The organism is Pseudoalteromonas sp. CST2, from assembly GCF_028599385.1.
Classification (GTDB): domain Bacteria; phylum Pseudomonadota; class Gammaproteobacteria; order Enterobacterales; family Alteromonadaceae; genus Pseudoalteromonas; species Pseudoalteromonas atlantica.
Map to the genome: position 1 here is coordinate 91,747 of NZ_JAQREO010000001.1, position 18,426 is coordinate 110,172.

17 protein-coding genes are annotated in these 18,426 nt (G+C 42.4%); 8 read left to right on the forward strand and 9 right to left on the reverse strand.

From position 1 onward, the window contains the following. Positions 1 to 84 precede the first annotated feature (84 nt). Together PSH41_RS00420 and PSH41_RS00425 are read left to right on the forward strand one after the other, a co-directional pair. Positions 85 to 1,038, forward strand: coding sequence for a LysR family transcriptional regulator (locus PSH41_RS00420; RefSeq protein WP_273589352.1), 954 nt, complete (start codon positions 85 to 87; stop codon positions 1,036 to 1,038). A 195-nt stretch (positions 1,039 to 1,233) separates the two neighbouring features. Then, a complete protein-coding gene (locus PSH41_RS00425) occupies positions 1,234 to 3,114 on the forward strand; it encodes a methyl-accepting chemotaxis protein (protein WP_273589353.1) in 1,881 nt (626 codons plus the stop codon). 111 nt (positions 3,115 to 3,225) lie between these two features. Here the strand turns inward: PSH41_RS00425 and PSH41_RS00430 are convergent, their stop codons facing one another. Continuing rightward, positions 3,226 to 3,555 carry a 5-carboxymethyl-2-hydroxymuconate Delta-isomerase gene (locus PSH41_RS00430; protein ID WP_004588643.1) on the reverse strand — a complete coding sequence of 110 codons (330 nt, stop codon included), beginning with the start codon at positions 3,553 to 3,555 and terminating at the stop codon, positions 3,226 to 3,228. A gap of 168 nt (positions 3,556 to 3,723) precedes the next feature. Between PSH41_RS00430 and PSH41_RS00435 the strand changes: the two genes are divergently transcribed. The 6 genes from PSH41_RS00435 to PSH41_RS00460 all read left to right on the forward strand — a co-directional run bounded on the left by PSH41_RS00435 (position 3,724) and on the right by PSH41_RS00460 (position 8,685). Further along, positions 3,724 to 4,206 (forward strand): CreA family protein, encoded by a 483-nt coding sequence (locus PSH41_RS00435; protein WP_004588642.1) that lies wholly within the window; start codon positions 3,724 to 3,726, stop codon positions 4,204 to 4,206. A gap of 9 nt (positions 4,207 to 4,215) precedes the next feature. Further along, the gene (locus PSH41_RS00440) at positions 4,216 to 4,989 is read left to right on the forward strand and encodes a hypothetical protein (protein WP_096740215.1); all 774 of its coding nucleotides are present in this window, start codon (positions 4,216 to 4,218) and stop codon (positions 4,987 to 4,989) included. Positions 4,990 to 5,000: 11 nt separating this feature from the next. Beyond that, the gene (locus PSH41_RS00445) at positions 5,001 to 5,627 is read left to right on the forward strand and encodes a LysE family translocator (RefSeq protein WP_054983275.1); all 627 of its coding nucleotides are present in this window, start codon (positions 5,001 to 5,003) and stop codon (positions 5,625 to 5,627) included. 15 nt (positions 5,628 to 5,642) lie between these two features. After that, on the forward strand, positions 5,643 to 6,137 hold the full coding sequence (locus tag PSH41_RS00450) for a gamma-glutamylcyclotransferase family protein (RefSeq protein ID WP_029772759.1): 495 nt from the start codon (positions 5,643 to 5,645) through the stop codon (positions 6,135 to 6,137). A gap of 11 nt (positions 6,138 to 6,148) precedes the next feature. Then, positions 6,149 to 7,690: a serine hydrolase gene (locus PSH41_RS00455; protein ID WP_024031422.1), complete on the forward strand. Its 1,542-nt coding sequence runs from the start codon at positions 6,149 to 6,151 to the stop codon at positions 7,688 to 7,690. Between the two features lie 77 nt (positions 7,691 to 7,767). After that, positions 7,768 to 8,685 (forward strand): histone deacetylase family protein, encoded by a 918-nt coding sequence (locus tag PSH41_RS00460; protein ID WP_256851380.1) that lies wholly within the window; start codon positions 7,768 to 7,770, stop codon positions 8,683 to 8,685. A 48-nt stretch (positions 8,686 to 8,733) separates the two neighbouring features. Here PSH41_RS00460 and PSH41_RS00465 read toward each other — a convergent pair whose 3' ends face one another. The 8 genes from PSH41_RS00465 to dusB all read right to left on the reverse strand — a co-directional run bounded on the left by PSH41_RS00465 (position 8,734) and on the right by dusB (position 18,195). Next, the gene (locus tag PSH41_RS00465; RefSeq protein ID WP_004588636.1) at positions 8,734 to 9,027 is read right to left on the reverse strand and encodes a hypothetical protein; all 294 of its coding nucleotides are present in this window, start codon (positions 9,025 to 9,027) and stop codon (positions 8,734 to 8,736) included. A gap of 2 nt (positions 9,028 to 9,029) precedes the next feature. Next, positions 9,030 to 9,839 carry a DUF2797 domain-containing protein gene (locus PSH41_RS00470; RefSeq protein WP_055252638.1) on the reverse strand — a complete coding sequence of 270 codons (810 nt, stop codon included), beginning with the start codon at positions 9,837 to 9,839 and terminating at the stop codon, positions 9,030 to 9,032. A 28-nt stretch (positions 9,840 to 9,867) separates the two neighbouring features. Then, positions 9,868 to 12,408, reverse strand: a complete 2,541-nt coding sequence (locus PSH41_RS00475; RefSeq protein WP_273589354.1) for an EAL domain-containing protein — start codon at positions 12,406 to 12,408, stop codon at positions 9,868 to 9,870. Positions 12,409 to 12,782: 374 nt separating this feature from the next. Then, the gene (gene purD, locus PSH41_RS00480; protein ID WP_024031418.1) at positions 12,783 to 14,066 is read right to left on the reverse strand and encodes a phosphoribosylamine--glycine ligase; all 1,284 of its coding nucleotides are present in this window, start codon (positions 14,064 to 14,066) and stop codon (positions 12,783 to 12,785) included. Between the two features lie 16 nt (positions 14,067 to 14,082). Continuing rightward, positions 14,083 to 14,904 (reverse strand): class I SAM-dependent methyltransferase, encoded by an 822-nt coding sequence (locus tag PSH41_RS00485; RefSeq protein WP_024031417.1) that lies wholly within the window; start codon positions 14,902 to 14,904, stop codon positions 14,083 to 14,085. Between the two features lie 97 nt (positions 14,905 to 15,001). Further along, positions 15,002 to 16,588, reverse strand: a complete 1,587-nt coding sequence (purH, locus tag PSH41_RS00490; RefSeq protein WP_273589355.1) for a bifunctional phosphoribosylaminoimidazolecarboxamide formyltransferase/IMP cyclohydrolase — start codon at positions 16,586 to 16,588, stop codon at positions 15,002 to 15,004. A gap of 325 nt (positions 16,589 to 16,913) precedes the next feature. Then, positions 16,914 to 17,204 (reverse strand): DNA-binding transcriptional regulator Fis, encoded by a 291-nt coding sequence (fis, locus tag PSH41_RS00495; protein ID WP_002957804.1) that lies wholly within the window; start codon positions 17,202 to 17,204, stop codon positions 16,914 to 16,916. Between the two features lie 19 nt (positions 17,205 to 17,223). Continuing rightward, positions 17,224 to 18,195, reverse strand: a complete 972-nt coding sequence (gene dusB, locus PSH41_RS00500) for a tRNA dihydrouridine synthase DusB (protein ID WP_004588630.1) — start codon at positions 18,193 to 18,195, stop codon at positions 17,224 to 17,226. Positions 18,196 to 18,426 lie beyond the last annotated feature (231 nt).

The window sequence follows — 18,426 nt, forward strand, 5'->3', positions numbered from 1 at the left end:
GGGCATAAGTTAAATACACTTTCGCAAAAACGTGGATAATAACGCTATAGTTACGCATGCTGGTTTATGCAATAAGAGGGTTTGATGAAAATAGCTGATTTACAAGTATTACTCAAAGTGGCTGAGCTGCAATCAATTACAGCTGCTGCAAATCAATTAGATATGAGCTCATCGGCTGCAAGTGTCTCATTAAAGCGAATAGAGCAGGCGCTTGGGGCACAAATATTTGTACGCACAACAAGGCAAATTCGCCTCACGCCCGAAGGGGAACGATATTTACCTCTGTGTCAGCAGGCTCTCGATTTATTGCAACAAGGGCAAGTGCTTATTCATGAGGAGCAGCAATCTATTAGTGGTGAAGTGCGAATAGCAGTGTCATCGGAAATGGGGCGCAACCTTATGCGGGTATTGCTAAATAATATTATGGATAAACACAGTGAAGTGACGCTGCGCTTACAAGCAAGCGACAGCCGCGCTGATTTTTACCGTGATGGAATTGATGTTGCGCTGCGCGCCTTAACTAAAGAGGCCGCACAGGAGCTAAATTTATACGGCTTTAAAATTTGTAACATAGCACACGTGCTATGCGCCTCGCCAGATTACATTAAAAAGCACGGTGAGCCGTTAACGCCAGATGACCTACTGAATCATAATGCCCTTTTATATAAGCTCTACGAGGTAGTGCATGATGGGTGGGAGCTGTATAACGATAACCAAAAATACAAGGTTAAAATGAGCAGCGACCGCGCCGTTAACGATGGCGATATAGTAAGGCGTTGGTGTGTTGATGGCACCGGGATAGCCAAAAAATCGGCCATTGATGTAGCTGAAGATTTATTAGCGGGCAGGCTAAAAAGGTTAATGCCCGATTACAAAATCCCCCTCACTGAAATGTGGTTAGTACTGCCTAGCCGCCAGCTTATAACGCCTGCCATTAGGCTTATTCGTGATGAGTTAAAACACACTATTAGCCAATTAAGAAAAAACCTGATTGCGCAAGGGGTAATTAACGAGCAAGAGTGGTCCGATTCACCCTAGTGCACCTTACGCGAGGTTAGTGTTGCTAGCCTTGCGCCTTTAAATTTAATTCGCTTTCCTGTGGTGGATTAAATTAAAATACACGCTCTTCTTTTATGTTCTATTTTTTCTAATTATTGGGCTTATTGCTCAGCCGATCCTATATTTATTCTAAGCAAGTGTTAGTTAAGTCCTTTATCCATTTACAGGTATCGTATGTTACTTAAACAAAAAGTTTATATTAGTCTTATTTTGGCTATTGTTGTGCCGTTAGCGGTTTCTACATTTTTATTTTCAAATAGTATTCAAAATCATACCGATGAAAAGCTCGCAAAGGTTGATTTACCCACCGCACTGAGTGAAGTAAAAAGCAAAATTGAACTCGAACTTGCCACTCCTATAATTGTTGCCAAAGAAATTGCGCAAAACAGCTTTGTTAAACAGTGGCTAAGTAACGGTGAGAGTGAGCAAGCAAGAGCCGATTATATTAATTATTTAGCCAGTATTAAAAAAGATAACAACGCAGTTATTGCTTATATAATTTCCAAAAATACCAACAACTATTACACCGATATTGGCATATCTAGACAGGTAGATAGAAGTGAAGATGTATGGTTTGATCAGTTTTTATCCTCTAACAGGCCCTTTGAAATAGCACTGGATATTGATAAAACCACAAATAGCATGGTGGTTTTTATTAACTATGCACTGCAAATTAACGGTGAGCGTACTGCCATTACCGGCGTGGGGCGCTCGCTCGATTCTATGATCAACTTAATTAACGAATACCGTATTGGCGAAGCCGGCGTGGTGTATTTGGTCTCTGATGAAGGTGAGGTAATGCTTCACAGTGACAGAAGTAAAATGGGTCAAAAAATTAATATTAACGATATAAAAAATGGTGCCATTATTAGTAAAACAATGGCAGGTGAAGATTATGTTGTGTCGAGTACGCCTATTGAGTCATTAGGTTGGCATTTAGTGGCTGAAGTGCCCGAGCAGCAGTTATACGGGCCAATAAATAGTGCCATTAATAGCAATTTATTATTTGGTGTGATCATTGCCATTATTGGCTTTGCCCTGGCCAGAGTTTTAGTGTCGCAAATATTTAAACCCATTGAAAACATAACCGCTGCAGTGAGCGCGTTAACTAAAAAAGATGGCGATTTAACCGTAAGGCTGCCTACTAACGATAACAACGAAATATCAGAGCTTGCCGCTAACTTTAATTTATTTTTAGAGCAGTTACATGGCATGTTTAAGCAAGTGTCGGACTCAGCAAACCATGTTAAAAGCATTTCAGAAAATGTGTTAGTACAAGTACAAGGCGCGGCCAACTTGGCCGAGGTACAATCATCTAGCACGCAAACGGTGGCGGCAGCCGTTAACGAAATGGAAGTAACCGTACAAGACATTTCAAACAGTGCCAGTAACGCCTCTGACATTGCGACTTCAACAGAAGAAGCGACTCATAAAGGGGTGGAGTTTGTAAATAGCACGATAAAGCAAATGGAGCAGCTAGAAAACGCCATGGCTACCTCGGTTGCCTCGGTAACTGAGCTTTCAGGAGAGATAAAGTCAATTACGCAGGTGCTTGATGTTATTAAAGCAATATCAGAGCAAACTAACTTACTGGCACTCAATGCTGCCATAGAAGCTGCGCGGGCAGGCGAACACGGTCGTGGTTTTGCCGTTGTAGCCGATGAAGTAAGAACCCTTGCTATGCGTACTGCAGAGTCGACCGAGCAAATTAACGAAATGATAGACACGTTAAATTCTAAGGCTTCAAGTACGGTGTCGGCTATAGAGCTTGGCAGTAAAAATACCCTAGAAAACGCCGAACGTTTAAAAGTAACAGGGAGTACCTTAACGGGTATATCTCAAGAAATTGTTACGCTAAGTGAGCTAAATAGCTCAGTGGCTACAGCCACCCGCGAGCAAACGTTGGCTACCTCAGAAATTAGTCAAAATGTGGTGATGATTTCTGATTCTGCTGAGCAAACAAAACAAAATATGAAAACCTCAGAGCAGCTATGCAATGGGCTAAATGAAGAGTCGAATATATTAAAAGACTTACTGGGTAAGTTTACACTTTAAAAAAGTGACAACATTAAGCTAAAAAACGCGTTGTAACTTAGTTAACCTAAGCTTTGGTTAAGAGGTTTATTATCCAAAGTTTAGGTTAATAACAACGCGTTTTTAAACGGGTTAATTTTTACGGTAAATTTCGTGTTGAATGTCGTAAATATTAACGCTTAAGCTGTCAGAATCTCGGCAATAAGTTTTTAAACACTCAAGCAAGCTCTCGCTTAACATTTGTTTTTGTTCAATAGAGCGCCCGGCCATGATATGCGCCGCAATATGAATAAACCCTTCTTTTCCTTCACCTAGCTGGTATTGCTGATAAGCAATAGCGCGGGTTTTAATGGTTTCTAAGTCAAACAAACCACTTTGAAAAGTCGCGTTGTGCACTTTTTCAACAAGTACTTGCGGTAATACAGGAAGATCTTCAGAGTGTTCAATAATAATGTGCGGCATTTACGCGTTTCCTATTATGAGTTACTACGTGGGCGTACGTATAATTGTACCAAAGCCTGAACTGTGCGCTAACCCCTCAATGGCCTAAATTTAGTTGTATTAATTTTTGATGATAGTATAAAAACAGTCACGTGAACCTTCGCTTATAAAGCAAAATTAAGGATTAATATGAAATTACCACACCGCTTTAAACGTTTAGCTGTGCTATTAAGTGCAGTGGTTACCTTAAGTGCCTGCTCAGATGATGTTGCATCGGTGAGCTTAGGGCTGTTTACTACTAAAGATGTAGTGGTAAATTCGCAGCAAGATCCGCTAGTAAAAGGGGTTACGTGCCATATTAGCCATATTGAGGCCGACCTAGATTTTTCAGATCCCTCTGATATGTCTATTGCGTGTCGCCAAACTGGGCCAATTACAGCCGATATGTTACAAGCAATAGATCGCAGTAAGTCGGGCGAAGTGGTGTTTAAGTCATCAAAAAGTATTTTATTTAAATCGCTAAAAGTGCGCCGTATTTACGATGCACAAAACCGCACATTACTGTACTTATCGTACTCGACTAAAGAGTCGAGCGGCAGCCACCACCACGCACTTTCAACTGTGCCTTTATACAATACACAAGCTTGGAACTGGGCACTTGAACAAAAATAAGAGCACACTATGTTAGCGTTATTTAAATCAAAGCCGCTGCTTGAACAAGCCGAGCAGCAGTGGCTAATTGATACCTTTATTTGGGCGGTAGAGCACTTTGATGCCGCATTTTTTACCAAGCACACGCAAATAATATTGCCAACGGTGGCGCACTTTCCTGATTCGGTATCGAGTATTGAGGAAATGGCCACTAAGGTATTTGTACGAGTACGTGATTACGCAGGTATGAGTGCGTGGCCAATACAATTAGTTGCGCCACAGCAGTTACAACCGCAAGTATTTCCGCATTTTGAATTTGCTGAGCACTTACGCGGAGAGCAAAGCCAGCTTATTGTACCGCCAAGCCATACGATTAATGTCTCGTTTAATCCTAATCAAATTAATCAGCCGCAAGATCTAGTAGCTAGCTTTGCCGGCACGCTGGCTACTGTATTAATTCATCATGTTGGGGTGTTACCGCCAGGCGGTAAAGACTACTTGCCACAAGCGGCAGATGCGCTGGCCTGTTTTTTAGGGTTTGGGGTAATGATGAGCAACACTGTGTATCAATTTAAAGGCGGGTGTGGCTCGTGCTATAACCCTTATGCTAATCGTGAAGCGAAGCTAAGCGAAACTCATACCGTATTTATGCACGCGCTGATTAGTTATTTTAAAAACGATCGTGACTCTAAAAAACATTTAAAGCCACATTTGCGCAGCCAATTTAAAAAAGCCCAAAAAGAGATCAAAGCATTAGTTGATAACTCTGCTAATCCGCTATTGCTTGCCTATGCACCAACTTAAACCGGATACTTGTGAACTACTTAGACGAATTTTTACTGATTGCCATCGCCCACTTTTTTGCAGTAGCCAGCCCAGGCCCCGACTTTGCCGTGGTGCTCAAACAAAGTATACAGCAGGGCAGGCGTAACGCCCTATGGACAAGCGCTGGTGTGGGCGCTGCTATTTTATTACACGTAGGATACTGCGTATTAGGGGTTGCGCTAATTTTAACGCAATCGCCTAATTTATTTATGGCATTAAAGTACGTTGCAGGGGCGTATTTAGCCTATTTAGGCGTACAAGCATTAAGGGCTGCCAAACCACCGGTAAATAAAACAGACAACATAGAAAACAAAACAACCCCACAAGAAAGCGTATGGCATGCATTTAGGCGCGGCTTTTTAACCAACGCGCTTAATCCTAAAGCCACTCTCTTTTTTATGTCGTTATTTACCTTAGTTATTAGTGTAACTACACCAACTAGCGTGCAAATTGTGTATGGGGTTTATATGGCTCTGGCAACGTGGGTGTGGTTTTCTATGCTTTCTTTAGTGTTGTCAAAACCCAGTGTACGGGCGTTTTTTCAAAAAAGCGGCTATTGGTTTGACCGGGGTATAGGTGTTATTTTAATTGCTTTAGCCATTCGTGTAGTAATTTAACCCTAGGGAGAAGTCATGCCTATTTATAATTTTTCGTTTGGATCGAATATGTCCTCTAACCGCTTGCTTGCGCGTTTGCCAAAAGCAAAGCGAGTTGGCACAGCTGTACTAAAAGGCTACGAGCTTACGTTTAATATGTTATTTAAAGATGGCTCGGGCAAGTGCAGTATTCAAAAAAGTGATGACAAAAACGCCTTGGTATATGGCGTGGTGTATGAACTTGATGAAGCCGAAAAAGCAATTTTAGATACCATAGAAGGCCCAGGCTACGATTGCGTGGCTATTAAGCCCACTTTGTTAGATGGTGAGCAAATAGAGGCCCATTGCTATATTGCTAACACTCACGATAACGATGTACTGCCATACGACTGGTATATTCAGCACGTTCATCGCGGCGCGCTTGAGGCGGGCGTACCAAAAGAATACAGTGATGCAATACTTAATCGGCCGCATAAGCCCGATACAAATAAAGAGCGTGCTGATATTGAATTTGCAGTGCACCAAAAATAATAAGGATAACCATGAAACTCACCAAATTAGCCAGTTTAGCGTTGCTTGCCAGTGCCACTTTTAATAGTTGGGCACAAATTAATACCACGGACTTAGAAGAGGTCATTAACACCTCAATGGCACGCTTTGACGTACCGGGTATGGCGGTAGCGGTTGTGCAAGACGATAAAGTTGTATTTGCTAAAGGGTTTGGGATAAGCAACCTCAATACAAATGCAAAAGTGAACAAAGACACACTTTTTGGTATTGCCTCAAACACAAAAGCGTTTACCAGTGCAGCGCTGGCTAAGTTGGTTGATGAAGGTAAGTTAAGCTGGGATGACAGGGTAATTGACCATTTACCTGAGTTTAGGTTATACGACTCCTACGTCACCCGCGAAATGCGTGTTCGTGATTTATTAAGCCATCGCAGTGGCTTAGGGCTTGGGCAGGGCGATTTAATGATTTGGCCAAGTACTGATAAATCTATAGAGGATATTTTAGCCGGCCTACAGTATTTAAAGCCAGCCAGCAGCTTTCGCAGCCAGTATGCCTATAACAACTTAATGTTTGTAACCGCAGGCGAAGTGGTGGCACGTGTATCAGGTATGAGCTGGAACGATTACATCGAAAAAAATATATTACAGCCTTTGCACATGGATAACTCGCGCGCGGGCTTTTCGCGTATTCCAAAAAGTAATAAAAACTGGGCAATTGGCCACATACCAATGGATGGCAAGCTCAATCCTTTTTTTGTTAACTACCTAGAAGATTTTAGAGGCGCAGGGGCTATTGCATCAAGCGTAAACGATATGAGCCAATGGTTACTAACGCAGTTAGCTGGCGGAAAAATGCCAAGCGGCGAGCAACTATTTAGTGAAAAACAGCAAGCGCAAATGTGGCACCCGCATATTACCTCTATGGCTTCTAAAAGTGCGTATGAGGCCTATCATCAGCAATTTAGAGGCTATGGGCTAGGTTGGAGCATTGAAGATTACCATGGCTTTAAAAAGCTAGGCCACGGCGGGGGCATTTTAGGTATGGTGTCGCAAGTTACATTATTGCCTGAGAAAAAGCTCGGCATTGTTATTTTATCTAATCAGCAAGCATTTAGTGCACTTTCGGCAGTAACCCACGAAGTGCTTGAAGATGCCCTTGAGCTTGAAGATAAAGACTGGGTTGAAGAGTTGGCTAAAAAACATTTTGCGAGTAAACAAAAAGCCTACGCCAATGCAAAACCCGACACCCCAGCTGATTACCAGCCACAGTTACCTAATATAAATTACACCGGCACGTTACACGACGATTGGTACGGCGATGTAATTATTGAGCAACTCGATGGCAAACTACGTATTGATTTTACCCATACCAAACGCTTAAAAGGCACGCTTGAGCATTACACGGGTAATACGTTTATTGTTAAGTGGGATGAAAAGCTACTCGAGGCCGATGCGTTTATTCGTTTTGATATGGGCGCAAACAACCGTGTTAATAGCGCAAAAATGCGCGCGGTATCAACAGCGGTAACAGACTTTAGTTTTGATTTTAGAAACCTAAATTTAAAAGCTAAGTAGTGATGCTATACACCAAAGTCGCAAAGCCACCGTAAGGTGGCTTTGTTATATTAAGCACTCACATTAAAGGAGCGTTTATGCGTACTGCAGTTATTTCACATCCTCATTGCCGTAAACATAAAATGATTGACGATCATCCTGAGTGCCCAGAGCGCCTAGACGCTATTGCCGATAGACTTTTGGCAAGTGGTGTAGATATTGGCTTAACGCATCTACAAGCGCCTAAAGCGCAGCGTGAGCATTACTTATTAGCCCATGATGAGTCGTTAGTTAACCTTGTGGAGCGCTTAGTTCCTGAGCAGGGGCTACATAACCTTGATGGCGACACCTGGCTTTGCCCTGATTCGTTTAAAGCGGTAGAACGCGCCGTAGGAGCAGGGTTGTTGGCTGTAGATGAAATACTCGCAGATAAACTCGATGCGGCGTTTTGCGCTGTACGCCCGCCAGGGCATCATGCCAATGCACACGCTTCTTCTGGGTTTTGTGTATTTAATAATTTAGCTATAGCGGTTAAGTATGCCCAAAGTAAAGGCATTAAACGTATAGCAATTGCTGATTTTGACGTACACCATGGTAATGGCACCCAAGACATATTTATAAACGATGAAAACATATTACTTTGTTCGCTATTTCAATACCCATTTTACCCAAACACGGCCGTAAAAAATAACAGCCACATAGTAAATTCCCCTTTACCAATTGCCAGTAGTGGCGATGATTTAAAAGAAGTGTTTAATACCCAATGGTTACCAAAATTAAAAGCCTTTAAGCCAGAGCTGCTATTTATTAGTGCAGGGTTTGATGCCCACCTAGAAGATGACATGGCAAGTTTAAAGTTTGTAGAAGATGACTACAGCTGGCTTACAGAGCAATTATGCGACGTTGCAAAAGAGAGTGGCTGCAAAGGTGTTATATCTTACCTAGAAGGAGGCTATGCGCTATCAGCATTAGGAAGAAGTGCTGTAGCGCATATAAAAGTGCTTAGTGAGTACTAATACCAATCCGCAATAATACTTAATTAAGCGAATTGGTATAACTAAGGGTTATAAACCCAGTAAATCAAACGCCTGCTTGGTATTAAGGGTTTTAATTTTGCCAAGGCAGCATTGCCCTTCATTTAATAAATAAGTGGTTACCAGTTGCGCTAGCTGCTCCTGTGAAAGAGGAGCGCATGCAGCGCCTTGCAGGTCAACGTACTCACCTTGCTTGTTTAACACGCGCACATTACTAAGCTCACTTTGCGTAACGCTGTGCAAACACGCTTCTTGTTCTTGTTTATCGTGCGCTATTTCAAGCTCATTATAAACAATTAATAACTGTGGAAAGCTGTTTAGCATAGTTACCCTACGGTTACCTCGTATGAGGTAAATTTACGCACATTAATAACGCCAGTATCAAAAATTAAGTACTGACCTTTTATACCTTGCAGCACGCCGCTTACTACTGGGTTTTTATCAAAATTAAACGAGCTAATTTTAGTAGGGTACTCTGTTACCGGAAAGTTTAAATCAACCACGTCTTCATCAAGTTGCTCTATGGCTGTGGCACCAAATAACTCGCTTAGCTCGTTTAATTTATCGCTAATTTGCGGGATCAGCTCTGCCGCAGCGGCTTTAAGGTCAATGGCTTCGTTTTGACCTTTTAGCATGTTACGCCAATTGGTTTTATCGGCAATAAACTCGGCCAATGCCACCTCAACTAAGCCTGATTGCAAACGTGTTTGCACTTTAAAAATAGGCAGTGCTTGAGTGGCGCCTTGATCAACCCAACGTGTCGGTATTTGCGTATGGCGAGTAATGCCTACTTTAAGCCCAGAGGTGTTGGCTAAATAGACATAATGCGGGATCATGCAGTTTTCTTCGCCCCATTGCGGCTCGCGGCAAGTGCCTTTATCGTAATGGCAAGTTTCTGGTTTCATAATGCACATATCGCAGCTAGCAAGCTTGCGCATACACACAAAACAGTGGCCTTGCGAGTAACTCTTTTTGGTTTTTTTGCCACAGTTTGAGCATAAAATGGTACCGCTAAACGTCAGCGTTAACTCTTTACCAATGAGTGCGTTTAGGTCGACTAGGTTGTCGCCCACAGGAAGATGATATTGAACCGGCTCTGTTAAGCTCGATTTTAATTTACGCAAAGTGCCTTGCATCTTTACTTGGCCCCTAAAGATGTTGATATTAAAACGTGGAGTTTAACATCTTTAAACTGTATTGGCTTTTTAAGAAATACAAATAGTCATCTAGGGGGAGTGGCTTAGCGTATAGGTAACCTTGCGCTCTGTCGGCGCCCATTTCTTTTAATAAGTGGTGCACATCTTGGGTTTCTATGCCTTCCATGGTTATAGATAGCCCTAGGTTATGTGCCATATCTATAGCGGTTTGCACAATCACTTTATTGGCGGTGTTATTCGTTAAATCAAATACAAACGATTTATCTACTTTGAGCTCCGTAAAGCGGTAATTAACCAAATAACTTAGCGATGAATAGCCAGTGCCAAAGTCATCAAGGACCACGCGCACCCCTAAATCAGAAAGCTCATTAACCAACGAAATAAGCGCTTCGTGGCTTTCGACTAATGCTGACTCCGTTAATTCAAACTTAAGAAGCTGCGCCGGAACTTGGTATTTTATAAGAATGTTTTCGACTTTTTCGGCTAGGTTTTTAATCGACAGATTTTTAGCACTTAAATTTACGCTAATTGGGTGATCGTTATAGCCTTGCTCGGTTAGTTTGACGATATCTTTACAGGCTTGCTCAATAACCCATAAGGTAAGCTCGTTAATAATACCTGTGTGCTCAGCAAGGGTGATCAGCTCTTCTATCGATACGCCTTTAAAAGCCGGATCGGGCCAACGTAGCAGCGCTTCAGCGCCACATACTTGATTAAAGTTCAGCCCTATTTGAGGTTGGTAATACAACGCAAGTTGGTTGTTTTTAATCGCTTGTTGTAATTTAGCGGCCAATGCCACATCCATTAATATATTACTGCCGTTAGAGGCGCTTACTACTAAATCGTTATTACTTTTAGCTTTTTTAAGTGCCAAGTAACCCCGTTTTGTCCAGTATTCAAAGTCGTCACTGTGGGCTGCGCTACTAATCCCTATGTTATAGGTAAGTTGTAAGTTTAAGCCTTGAATTTCGTATTGTTTGGGCAGGCTATTTATAACTTTAATTAAGGCCCCTTCAAGTGACTCCTGGTTTTGGTTTTTAGTAGATATGCAGGCAAATACCCCGCTGCCTAAGTCGGCTAAGCGGGGGCTGTTATTAAAATCTGTATCTAGGTTGGTAAATTCGCGCTCATGGCTAAGCTCTAACTCTATTTGTTTAGCCACGTGCTTTATTAAAGTGTAGCCCTGCGATGGGGTAATAATGGTATTGAGCGAGTTAAAATGGCGAATTTTAATTAAACACAAGGTGGTATTACGCCCCTGTGCTTGTAAGCTCATAAACGCTTGTTTTAATTTGGCACTGTTAAGTAATTTAGTTTGCTGAGTATGTGTAGCATGATAAAGCGCACGCTCGCGCTGGTAGCGCACTCTATCGGCAAGTGCCATAGCCATTAAAATAACTTCACACAATATAGCCACTAAAAACGCGTGACGAATCGCAAAGCTATAATCCAAATAGCCCGTTAATTCTAATGGCTGTATTGCCGCGCCAACAATGAGGGGAACCCACGAAAAAACGTAGAACTTCGCCCACCTAAAGCCCGTGCGTAGTTTGTTATAAATTAAAATAACACACGTGATATATAACAAGCTTAATACACAAAAAAAGATGGGTGCTGCAATGTACTCGGGTATAAATAAAGTGGTGATTGATAATAAAGATATTAAAATAAGTAGCGCTTTACTCATTTTATAGCGCCAGCATTTGTCCTTGTGGTAGCGCAAAAACATGGTGCAAAAGGCAAGCGTAAAAAAGGCCATTGCGTAGTTTGAAAAAATCACTTTTTCGTGTAAGTACAATTGCCACTCTAGGGGCCACAAGTAAAAGCCAAAGCCCATTACAATGCCCATTAAACACAGCGCACTAATTATATAGCCTATATAAACTAAATAAACGCGGTCTTTAATCCCAAAATAAAGCACTAAATTATACAGAGCAGCCATTAATAACACGCCGGCAAATATGCCCCAAATGCCGGTTTGCGAGCGAACTAAATCAACAAATTCTTTATGGCGATACAAATTAACTGGGGTTTTGCTGATCCCCGTTGTATCTATTTTTATGGCTAAGCGCTCTGTTGTTTTACTCTCAAGTGCAAAACGTATATGCGGTACGCTATATTGGAAAAGCGTGAGAGACTTTACTTTATCACCTAATTTATAGCTTTCTATAAGCTTATTTCTTTTGTTTAACCGATACACGCTTAGGTGATCAACCATCGGGTTATCAAAATGGGCAACAATGTCTTGAGCATCCAAACTTTTATTTTCAAGGTCTATAAATAGCCAATAGTTTTGCTGCTTAAAGCTCCATTGAATATCGGTTAACGGCTGGTGGGTGATTAGCTCGGGATTTAAAATAATATCGTTGAGTGTGTGAGATTTACTTTCATCTATGTAGTAGGCAAAGTCTAAATATACAGGCGTGGTTTTATCGATGGTATAGCGAGTCGGCACAACCAGGTTAGAAGCGAGTGTGCTAATAATATAAAATATGAAAATCAGTATGGCTATGGCCGCGGCATGATAACGTAAAGTTTTCGTTTCCAACGTTGTATACTTGTAATAACTCTTTTAATTAGTGTAGCACTAAAAAAGCGCATATAAACTGCGCTTTTTTAGTTAAATTTTTAGGGCTTGCTTATCCTTCAGGATTAAAATTTGTTCTAACTAGGGACGATTTAATCGTGGCGCGAGGTTTGTAACCTAGTGGGCTAAGTAAAAACCGAGCAACAAAGAGTTAATCGTCCCTAGGACGAACCTTCGTGCAGCGCGTGTTTGGTATTTATACTGCGTTATCGCCTATTTATGGGGAATAACCACACTACATAGGCTCTGCCTTGCCTAAATACCAAACACACTGCTGCAAATTTAATCTCGAAAGATAAACAGGCCCTAAGTTAAACCAATAATTTAGTTACAGGCTACTGCTCTCGGGCAATCGCTCTGTAAGCAATATCGGTGCGGTACTCCATACCTTCCCAGCTAATTTGTTTTACAAGCTCGTATGCACGTTGCTGTGCCTCGGTAACGGTATTGCCGAGTGCCGTTGCACATAATACACGTCCACCTGCGGTGACAACGTTTTCGCCATCTTGCTTAGTACCCGCATGAAATACTTTTTCATCAGCAGGGTAGTTAACTTTAAGGCCTGATATTGCATCACCTTTAGGGTAATCACCTGGGTAGCCTTTAGCAGCAAGTACAACACCTACGGCTGCGCGCGGGTCAAACTCAATGGTTGTTTTATCAAGTTCTTCGCGGTTAGCCGCTTCAACTAGTTCAACTAAGTCTGATTTAAGACGAAGCATCATAGGTTGCGTTTCAGGGTCACCAAAACGACAGTTGTACTCAATTACTTTAGGCGTGCCTTGGGCATCAATCATTAAGCCTGCGTATAAAAAGCCAGTGTAGGGATGGCCTTCGCTTGCCATACCCTCAACGGTAGGAACGATTACTTCGTTCATAATGCGCTGGTGGATTTCGTCGGTTACTACAGGTGCCGGTGAGTATGCGCCCATGCCGCCAGTATTTGGACCTTCATCGCCATTGTATGCACGCTTATGATCTTGGCTTGTTGCAAATGGCAAAATGTTTTTACCATCAACCATAACAATAAAAGAGGCTTCTTCGCCTTCTAAAAACTCTTCGATCACGACGCGGCTGCCAGCCTCGCCAAAAGCATTACCGGCAAGCATATCGCGAATAGCATCTTCAGCTTCGCGTTCATCCATTGCCACAATAACGCCTTTACCAGCTGCTAGGCCATCTGCTTTTATTACAATTGGCGCGCCTTTTTCTTTTAAATAAGCAAGGGCAGGGTCAATTTGTTCAAACGTTTGGTAATCAGCGGTTGGGATGGCATGGCGAGCTAAAAAGTCTTTAGTAAACGACTTAGAGCCTTCTAGCTGCGCTGCACCGGCTGTTGGACCAAAAATAGCGAGACCGTGTTCACGGAACTTATCTACTACACCTAATACAAGCGGTACTTCTGGGCCAACAATAGTAAGTTCTACATTGTTTTGTTGCGCAAAGCTTAATAGGCCATCTAGGTCTTCAACGTTAATTGCAACGTTTTCTAGTTTTGGCTCAAGTGCAGTACCGGCATTACCCGGTGCTACAAATACAGTGTTTACTTTCGTGTTTTGAGCGGCCTTAAACGCAAGTGCGTGTTCGCGGCCGCCGCTGCCAATGACTAATACATTCATGGCGAAATATTCCTATTTAAAGCGGTTTTTTAAATTTCAGCGTCATACGGTCGCTTTCACCAATAGCTTTGTATTTATCAGCGTCTTGTTCGCCAAGGCGTAAGCTAGGTGGTAGCGTCCACACCCCTTTAGGGTGATCGGCTGTATCTTTTGGATTGGCGTTAATCTCACTGCTTGCAACTAATTCAAATCCAGCTTTTTTAGCTAAATCGACCACGTAACTTTGCTTCATGTAGCCGGTTGATTTTTGATCCTCATCAGGTCGGCTTTCATCTAAGCGATGTTCAACTACACCTAATACGCCACCTGGTTTTAACGCTTTATAAAAAGACTTAAATGCACTGAGTGCGCCTTTAGTGTCTTTACCCATGTACCAGTTATGTACATTGCGAAAGGTTAATACCATGTCGGCAGTGCCGGCAGGGGCAATATCAGTGTGCGTTAATGGGGCAAACTCAGAAATTTTTACTTTGCTAAAACGCTCATCTTCGGCCACTTTTTTCTTAAAGCCGGCTAAAGAGCGCTGGTAGTAACCTACCGATGAATCACTCGGAAAATGCGCTGCGTAATATAAGCCTTGCTCTTTAAGTGCAGGGGCTAAAATTTCGCTGTACCAACCACCACCAGGGGCAATTTCAACCACGGTCATTGTTGGTTTAAAACCAAAAAATGCCAGTGTTTGCTCAGGGTGACGGTATTCATCGCGGGCGCTATTTTTAGCGCTACGCTCGCTTGATTGAATAGCATGGCTAAGGCTTGACTCATGGTTATGGCTAAGTGCCATTGTTGAGGTCAGCGTAAGCGAGGCAACAAGTAGTGACTTTAGTGCAAATTTCATCGTTTGTTCCTTAACATTTTATATAGGTGTTGAACCAGAATACGTGAATTGATTGCAAACAAAAAGGGCTAAACGTTGTGTTTAACCCTTTGTGTGATTAGTGGCGGAAGTGGCGCATGCCGGTAAATACCATCGCCATGCCAGCTTCGTCAGCGGCGGCGATAACTTCTTCATCGCGCATTGAACCACCCGGTTGAATAACCGCGGTAATACCAGCGGCTGCGGCTGCGTCTATACCATCACGGAATGGGAAAAACGCATCTGATGCCATTACAGAGCCAGGTACTTCTAGATTTTCATCAGCGGCTTTAATACCCGCTATTTTAGCTGAGTAAACACGGCTCATTTGGCCTGCGCCTACGCCAATGGTCATACCGTCGCGGGCATATACAATCGCGTTTGATTTAACAAACTTAGCCACTTTCCAGCAAAATAGTAAATCTTTAAGTTCTTGCTCAGAAGGTTGGCGCTTAGATACGACTTTTAAATCGCCTTGGGTAACCATGCCTAGGTCGCGGTCTTGTACCAAAACACCGCCGTTAACGCGTTTAATATCGTGGCCAGTTGCTTTGCCACTCCATTGACCACACGCTAATAAGCGTACGTTCTTTTTCGCTTCAACAATTTTTGCTGCTTCGCTTGAAACGCTAGGAGCAATAATTACTTCAACAAATTGACGCTCAACAATGGCTTGTGCTGTTGCAGCGTCAAGCTCGCGGTTAAAGGCAATAATGCCACCAAACGCTGAGGTTGGATCTGTTTTAAAGGCGCGGTCGTAAGCACTAAGAATATCTTCGCCAATTGAAACGCCACATGGGTTTGCGTGTTTAACAATAACACATGCAGGTACATCAAATTCTTTAACACACTCAAGTGCTGCGTCGGTATCTGCAATGTTATTAAACGACAGGGCTTTACCTTGTAGCTGAGTAGCTGTTGCAACAGACGCTTCGCTTACGTTGTTTTCAACATAAAAAGCAGCATCTTGATGCGAGTTTTCACCGTAACGCATATCTTGCTTTTTAGTGAACTGCATATTGATAGTGCGTGGGAATTTAGTTTCTTCAGCGGCCTCTTCAGTGTAATCAGGTACCATTTTGCCAAAGTAGTTAGCAATCATGCCATCGTACTGAGCTGTGTGCTCATACGCGGCAATGGCTAAATCAAAACGTGTTTTGTGCGTTGTTGAGCCATTGTTGCTTTGCATTTCGCTAATAACGCGCTCGTAATCGTTTGCGTTTACCACGATGGTGACGTCTTTGTGGTTTTTAGCGGCTGCACGAACCATGGTAGGTCCGCCAATATCAATGTTTTCAATAGCATCTTCAAGGCTGCAGTTTTCTTGAGCGACAGTATTCGCAAAGGGGTATAAGTTAACTACAACAATATCGATAGCAGAGATGTTGTTATCTGCCATTACGCTTTCATCTTGTCCGCGACGCGCTAAAATACCGCCGTGAATTTTAGGATGAAGGGTTTTTACGCGACCATCCATGATTTCAGGATGACCTGTGTGATCTGATACTTCAGTCACTTTTATGCCGTTATCAGCAAGGAGTTTGCAGGTACCGCCAGTTGATAAAATATCTACACCTTGCGCTTCTAGTGCGCGGGCAAATTCAACAATACCGGTTTTATCAGACACACTTAATAGTGCGCGACGAATAGGACGATGAGTATCCATTGTAGTTTAATTTCCTCAGTTAATGAGCTAGCTTAGAAGCGGGCATTTTAACTGATTACTACTCAAAAAACGACTTATAAAGCGCCAATAAGCGTGAGCATTTTGCAACATCTATACTAAATTGTGTGCATAAAAAAAGCACCCTAAGGTGCTTTTTTTGCATGATACCAATTGTATTGGATTAGTAAGCAGTTATAGCGATAGAAAAACAACTCTATAACATGGCAAAAATTTCACAGTGTAGTTATTCTACATAAGAAATTTTTAACGCCGTTATGGGCTTGTTTAGCTCGTTAGCATGCTTACGCTTTCAATATAATTGGTATTAGTTCATGCCGTATTTTTTAAGCTTTTTACGTAAAGTACCACGGTTGATACCTAGTAAAATTGCCGCACGAGTTTGGTTACCACGTGTGTATGTCATTACTTCTTCAAGTAATGGCGCTTCTAGCTCTGAAAGAACAAGGTCGTAAACGTCTTGCACATCTTGACCGTTAAGCTGCTTTAAATAGTGGTGAACAGCTTTTTTTACTGCATCACGCAATGGCTGCGGTTTCTCGTGTGACTGAACATGAGGGTTTGTGATAAATGGAGAAGTCACGTTTTGTTCGAACATTATTTAATCTCTTTCTTTCTTAGTTAGCTGCTAGTGTTTTAAAGTATTGCGTTAATGCGTCAACCTGTGCTTGTGGGTTGTCGAGCGCATTAAATACTCGCCTAAACTGACCGTCACTGTCATGGGTTTGCAAATACCAAGATACATGTTTGCGAGCGATTCGCGCTCCCATTGGCTCGCCGTAAAACGCATGGAGGTTATCTAAATGCTCCATTAAAATACTTCGCACCTCTGAAATAGCAGGTGGTGGTAAGTGTTCTCCAGTTCGCAAATAGTGGTCTATCTCCCTAAATATCCAAGGGCGACCTTGGGCGGCTCGGCCTATCATGATGGCATCTGCACCCGTATAGTCCAAAACCTGCTTTGCTTTTTCTGGAGATGTAATATCACCATTAGCAACCACAGGTATCGACACTGAGCGTTTTATATCCCTAATCGTGGCATATTCTGCTTCACCTTTGTACATACATGCGCGTGTACGCCCATGTACGGCAAGTGACGCAATGCCATAACGCTCAGCTATTCTCGCAATCTCTACACCATTACGGTTGTCCTGATCCCATCCTGTGCGGATTTTAAGTGTGACCGGGATATCAACAGCGTTAACCACTGCATCAACTATCTCTTCCACAAGTTCAGGAAACTGTAATAATGCAGAGCCTGCGAGTTTCTTGTTCACTTTTTTTGCTGGGCACCCCATATTGATATCTATGATCTGTGCACCGTTAGCAACATTGAATTGTGCGGCCTGCGCCATAAGCTCAGGATCTGCTCCTGCAATTTGCACCGCGCGTATACCCGACTCACCGCTGTGATCCATACGGTTCATCGATTTTTCAGTTTTCCAAACCTTCGGGTTTGACGATAACATTTCAGACACGGCCAAGCCTGCGCCTAAGCGGCGGCAAAGCTGTCTAAATGGTCTGTCTGTAATACCTGCCATTGGCGCGACTATTACATTATTCTCAAGTTGGTATGAACCGATACGCACTGTATTCAATAGGCCTCTTTTCAAGGGGCGCTAAGTTTACGGTTTTTTTAGGAAAAATCAAAGGCTATAAATTGAACAAAAGTGACTTTTTTTTGCCCTTTTCGTATTGACTTTTGATAACCGCATGACAAGTGGGTCGATTTGTTTGAAATTTAAACAAAAAATAATTTTGTCAAATTATGCGTGCTAATTTTCTAACTGTAAAAAAATAGTAAAGCCTGTTAAATACAG

Excerpts from the sequence above, each read along its gene's own strand:
- PSH41_RS00420 (WP_273589352.1), top strand. The coding sequence starts at position 85 with ATGAAAATAGCTGATTTACAAGTATTACTCAAAGTGGCTGAGCTGCAA.
- PSH41_RS00425 (WP_273589353.1), top strand. The coding sequence starts at position 1,234 with ATGTTACTTAAACAAAAAGTTTATATTAGTCTTATTTTGGCTATTGTT.
- PSH41_RS00430 (WP_004588643.1), bottom strand. The coding sequence starts at position 3,555 with ATGCCGCACATTATTATTGAACACTCTGAAGATCTTCCTGTATTACCG.
- PSH41_RS00435 (WP_004588642.1), top strand. The coding sequence starts at position 3,724 with ATGAAATTACCACACCGCTTTAAACGTTTAGCTGTGCTATTAAGTGCA.
- PSH41_RS00440 (WP_096740215.1), top strand. The coding sequence starts at position 4,216 with ATGTTAGCGTTATTTAAATCAAAGCCGCTGCTTGAACAAGCCGAGCAG.
- PSH41_RS00450 (WP_029772759.1), top strand. The coding sequence starts at position 5,643 with ATGCCTATTTATAATTTTTCGTTTGGATCGAATATGTCCTCTAACCGC.
- PSH41_RS00455 (WP_024031422.1), top strand. The coding sequence starts at position 6,149 with ATGAAACTCACCAAATTAGCCAGTTTAGCGTTGCTTGCCAGTGCCACT.
- PSH41_RS00460 (WP_256851380.1), top strand. The coding sequence starts at position 7,768 with ATGCGTACTGCAGTTATTTCACATCCTCATTGCCGTAAACATAAAATG.
- PSH41_RS00465 (WP_004588636.1), bottom strand. The coding sequence starts at position 9,027 with ATGCTAAACAGCTTTCCACAGTTATTAATTGTTTATAATGAGCTTGAA.
- PSH41_RS00470 (WP_055252638.1), bottom strand. The coding sequence starts at position 9,839 with ATGCAAGGCACTTTGCGTAAATTAAAATCGAGCTTAACAGAGCCGGTT.
- purD (WP_024031418.1), bottom strand. The coding sequence starts at position 14,066 with ATGAATGTATTAGTCATTGGCAGCGGCGGCCGCGAACACGCACTTGCG.
- PSH41_RS00485 (WP_024031417.1), bottom strand. The coding sequence starts at position 14,904 with ATGAAATTTGCACTAAAGTCACTACTTGTTGCCTCGCTTACGCTGACC.
- purH (WP_273589355.1), bottom strand. The coding sequence starts at position 16,588 with ATGGATACTCATCGTCCTATTCGTCGCGCACTATTAAGTGTGTCTGAT.
- fis (WP_002957804.1), bottom strand. The coding sequence starts at position 17,204 with ATGTTCGAACAAAACGTGACTTCTCCATTTATCACAAACCCTCATGTT.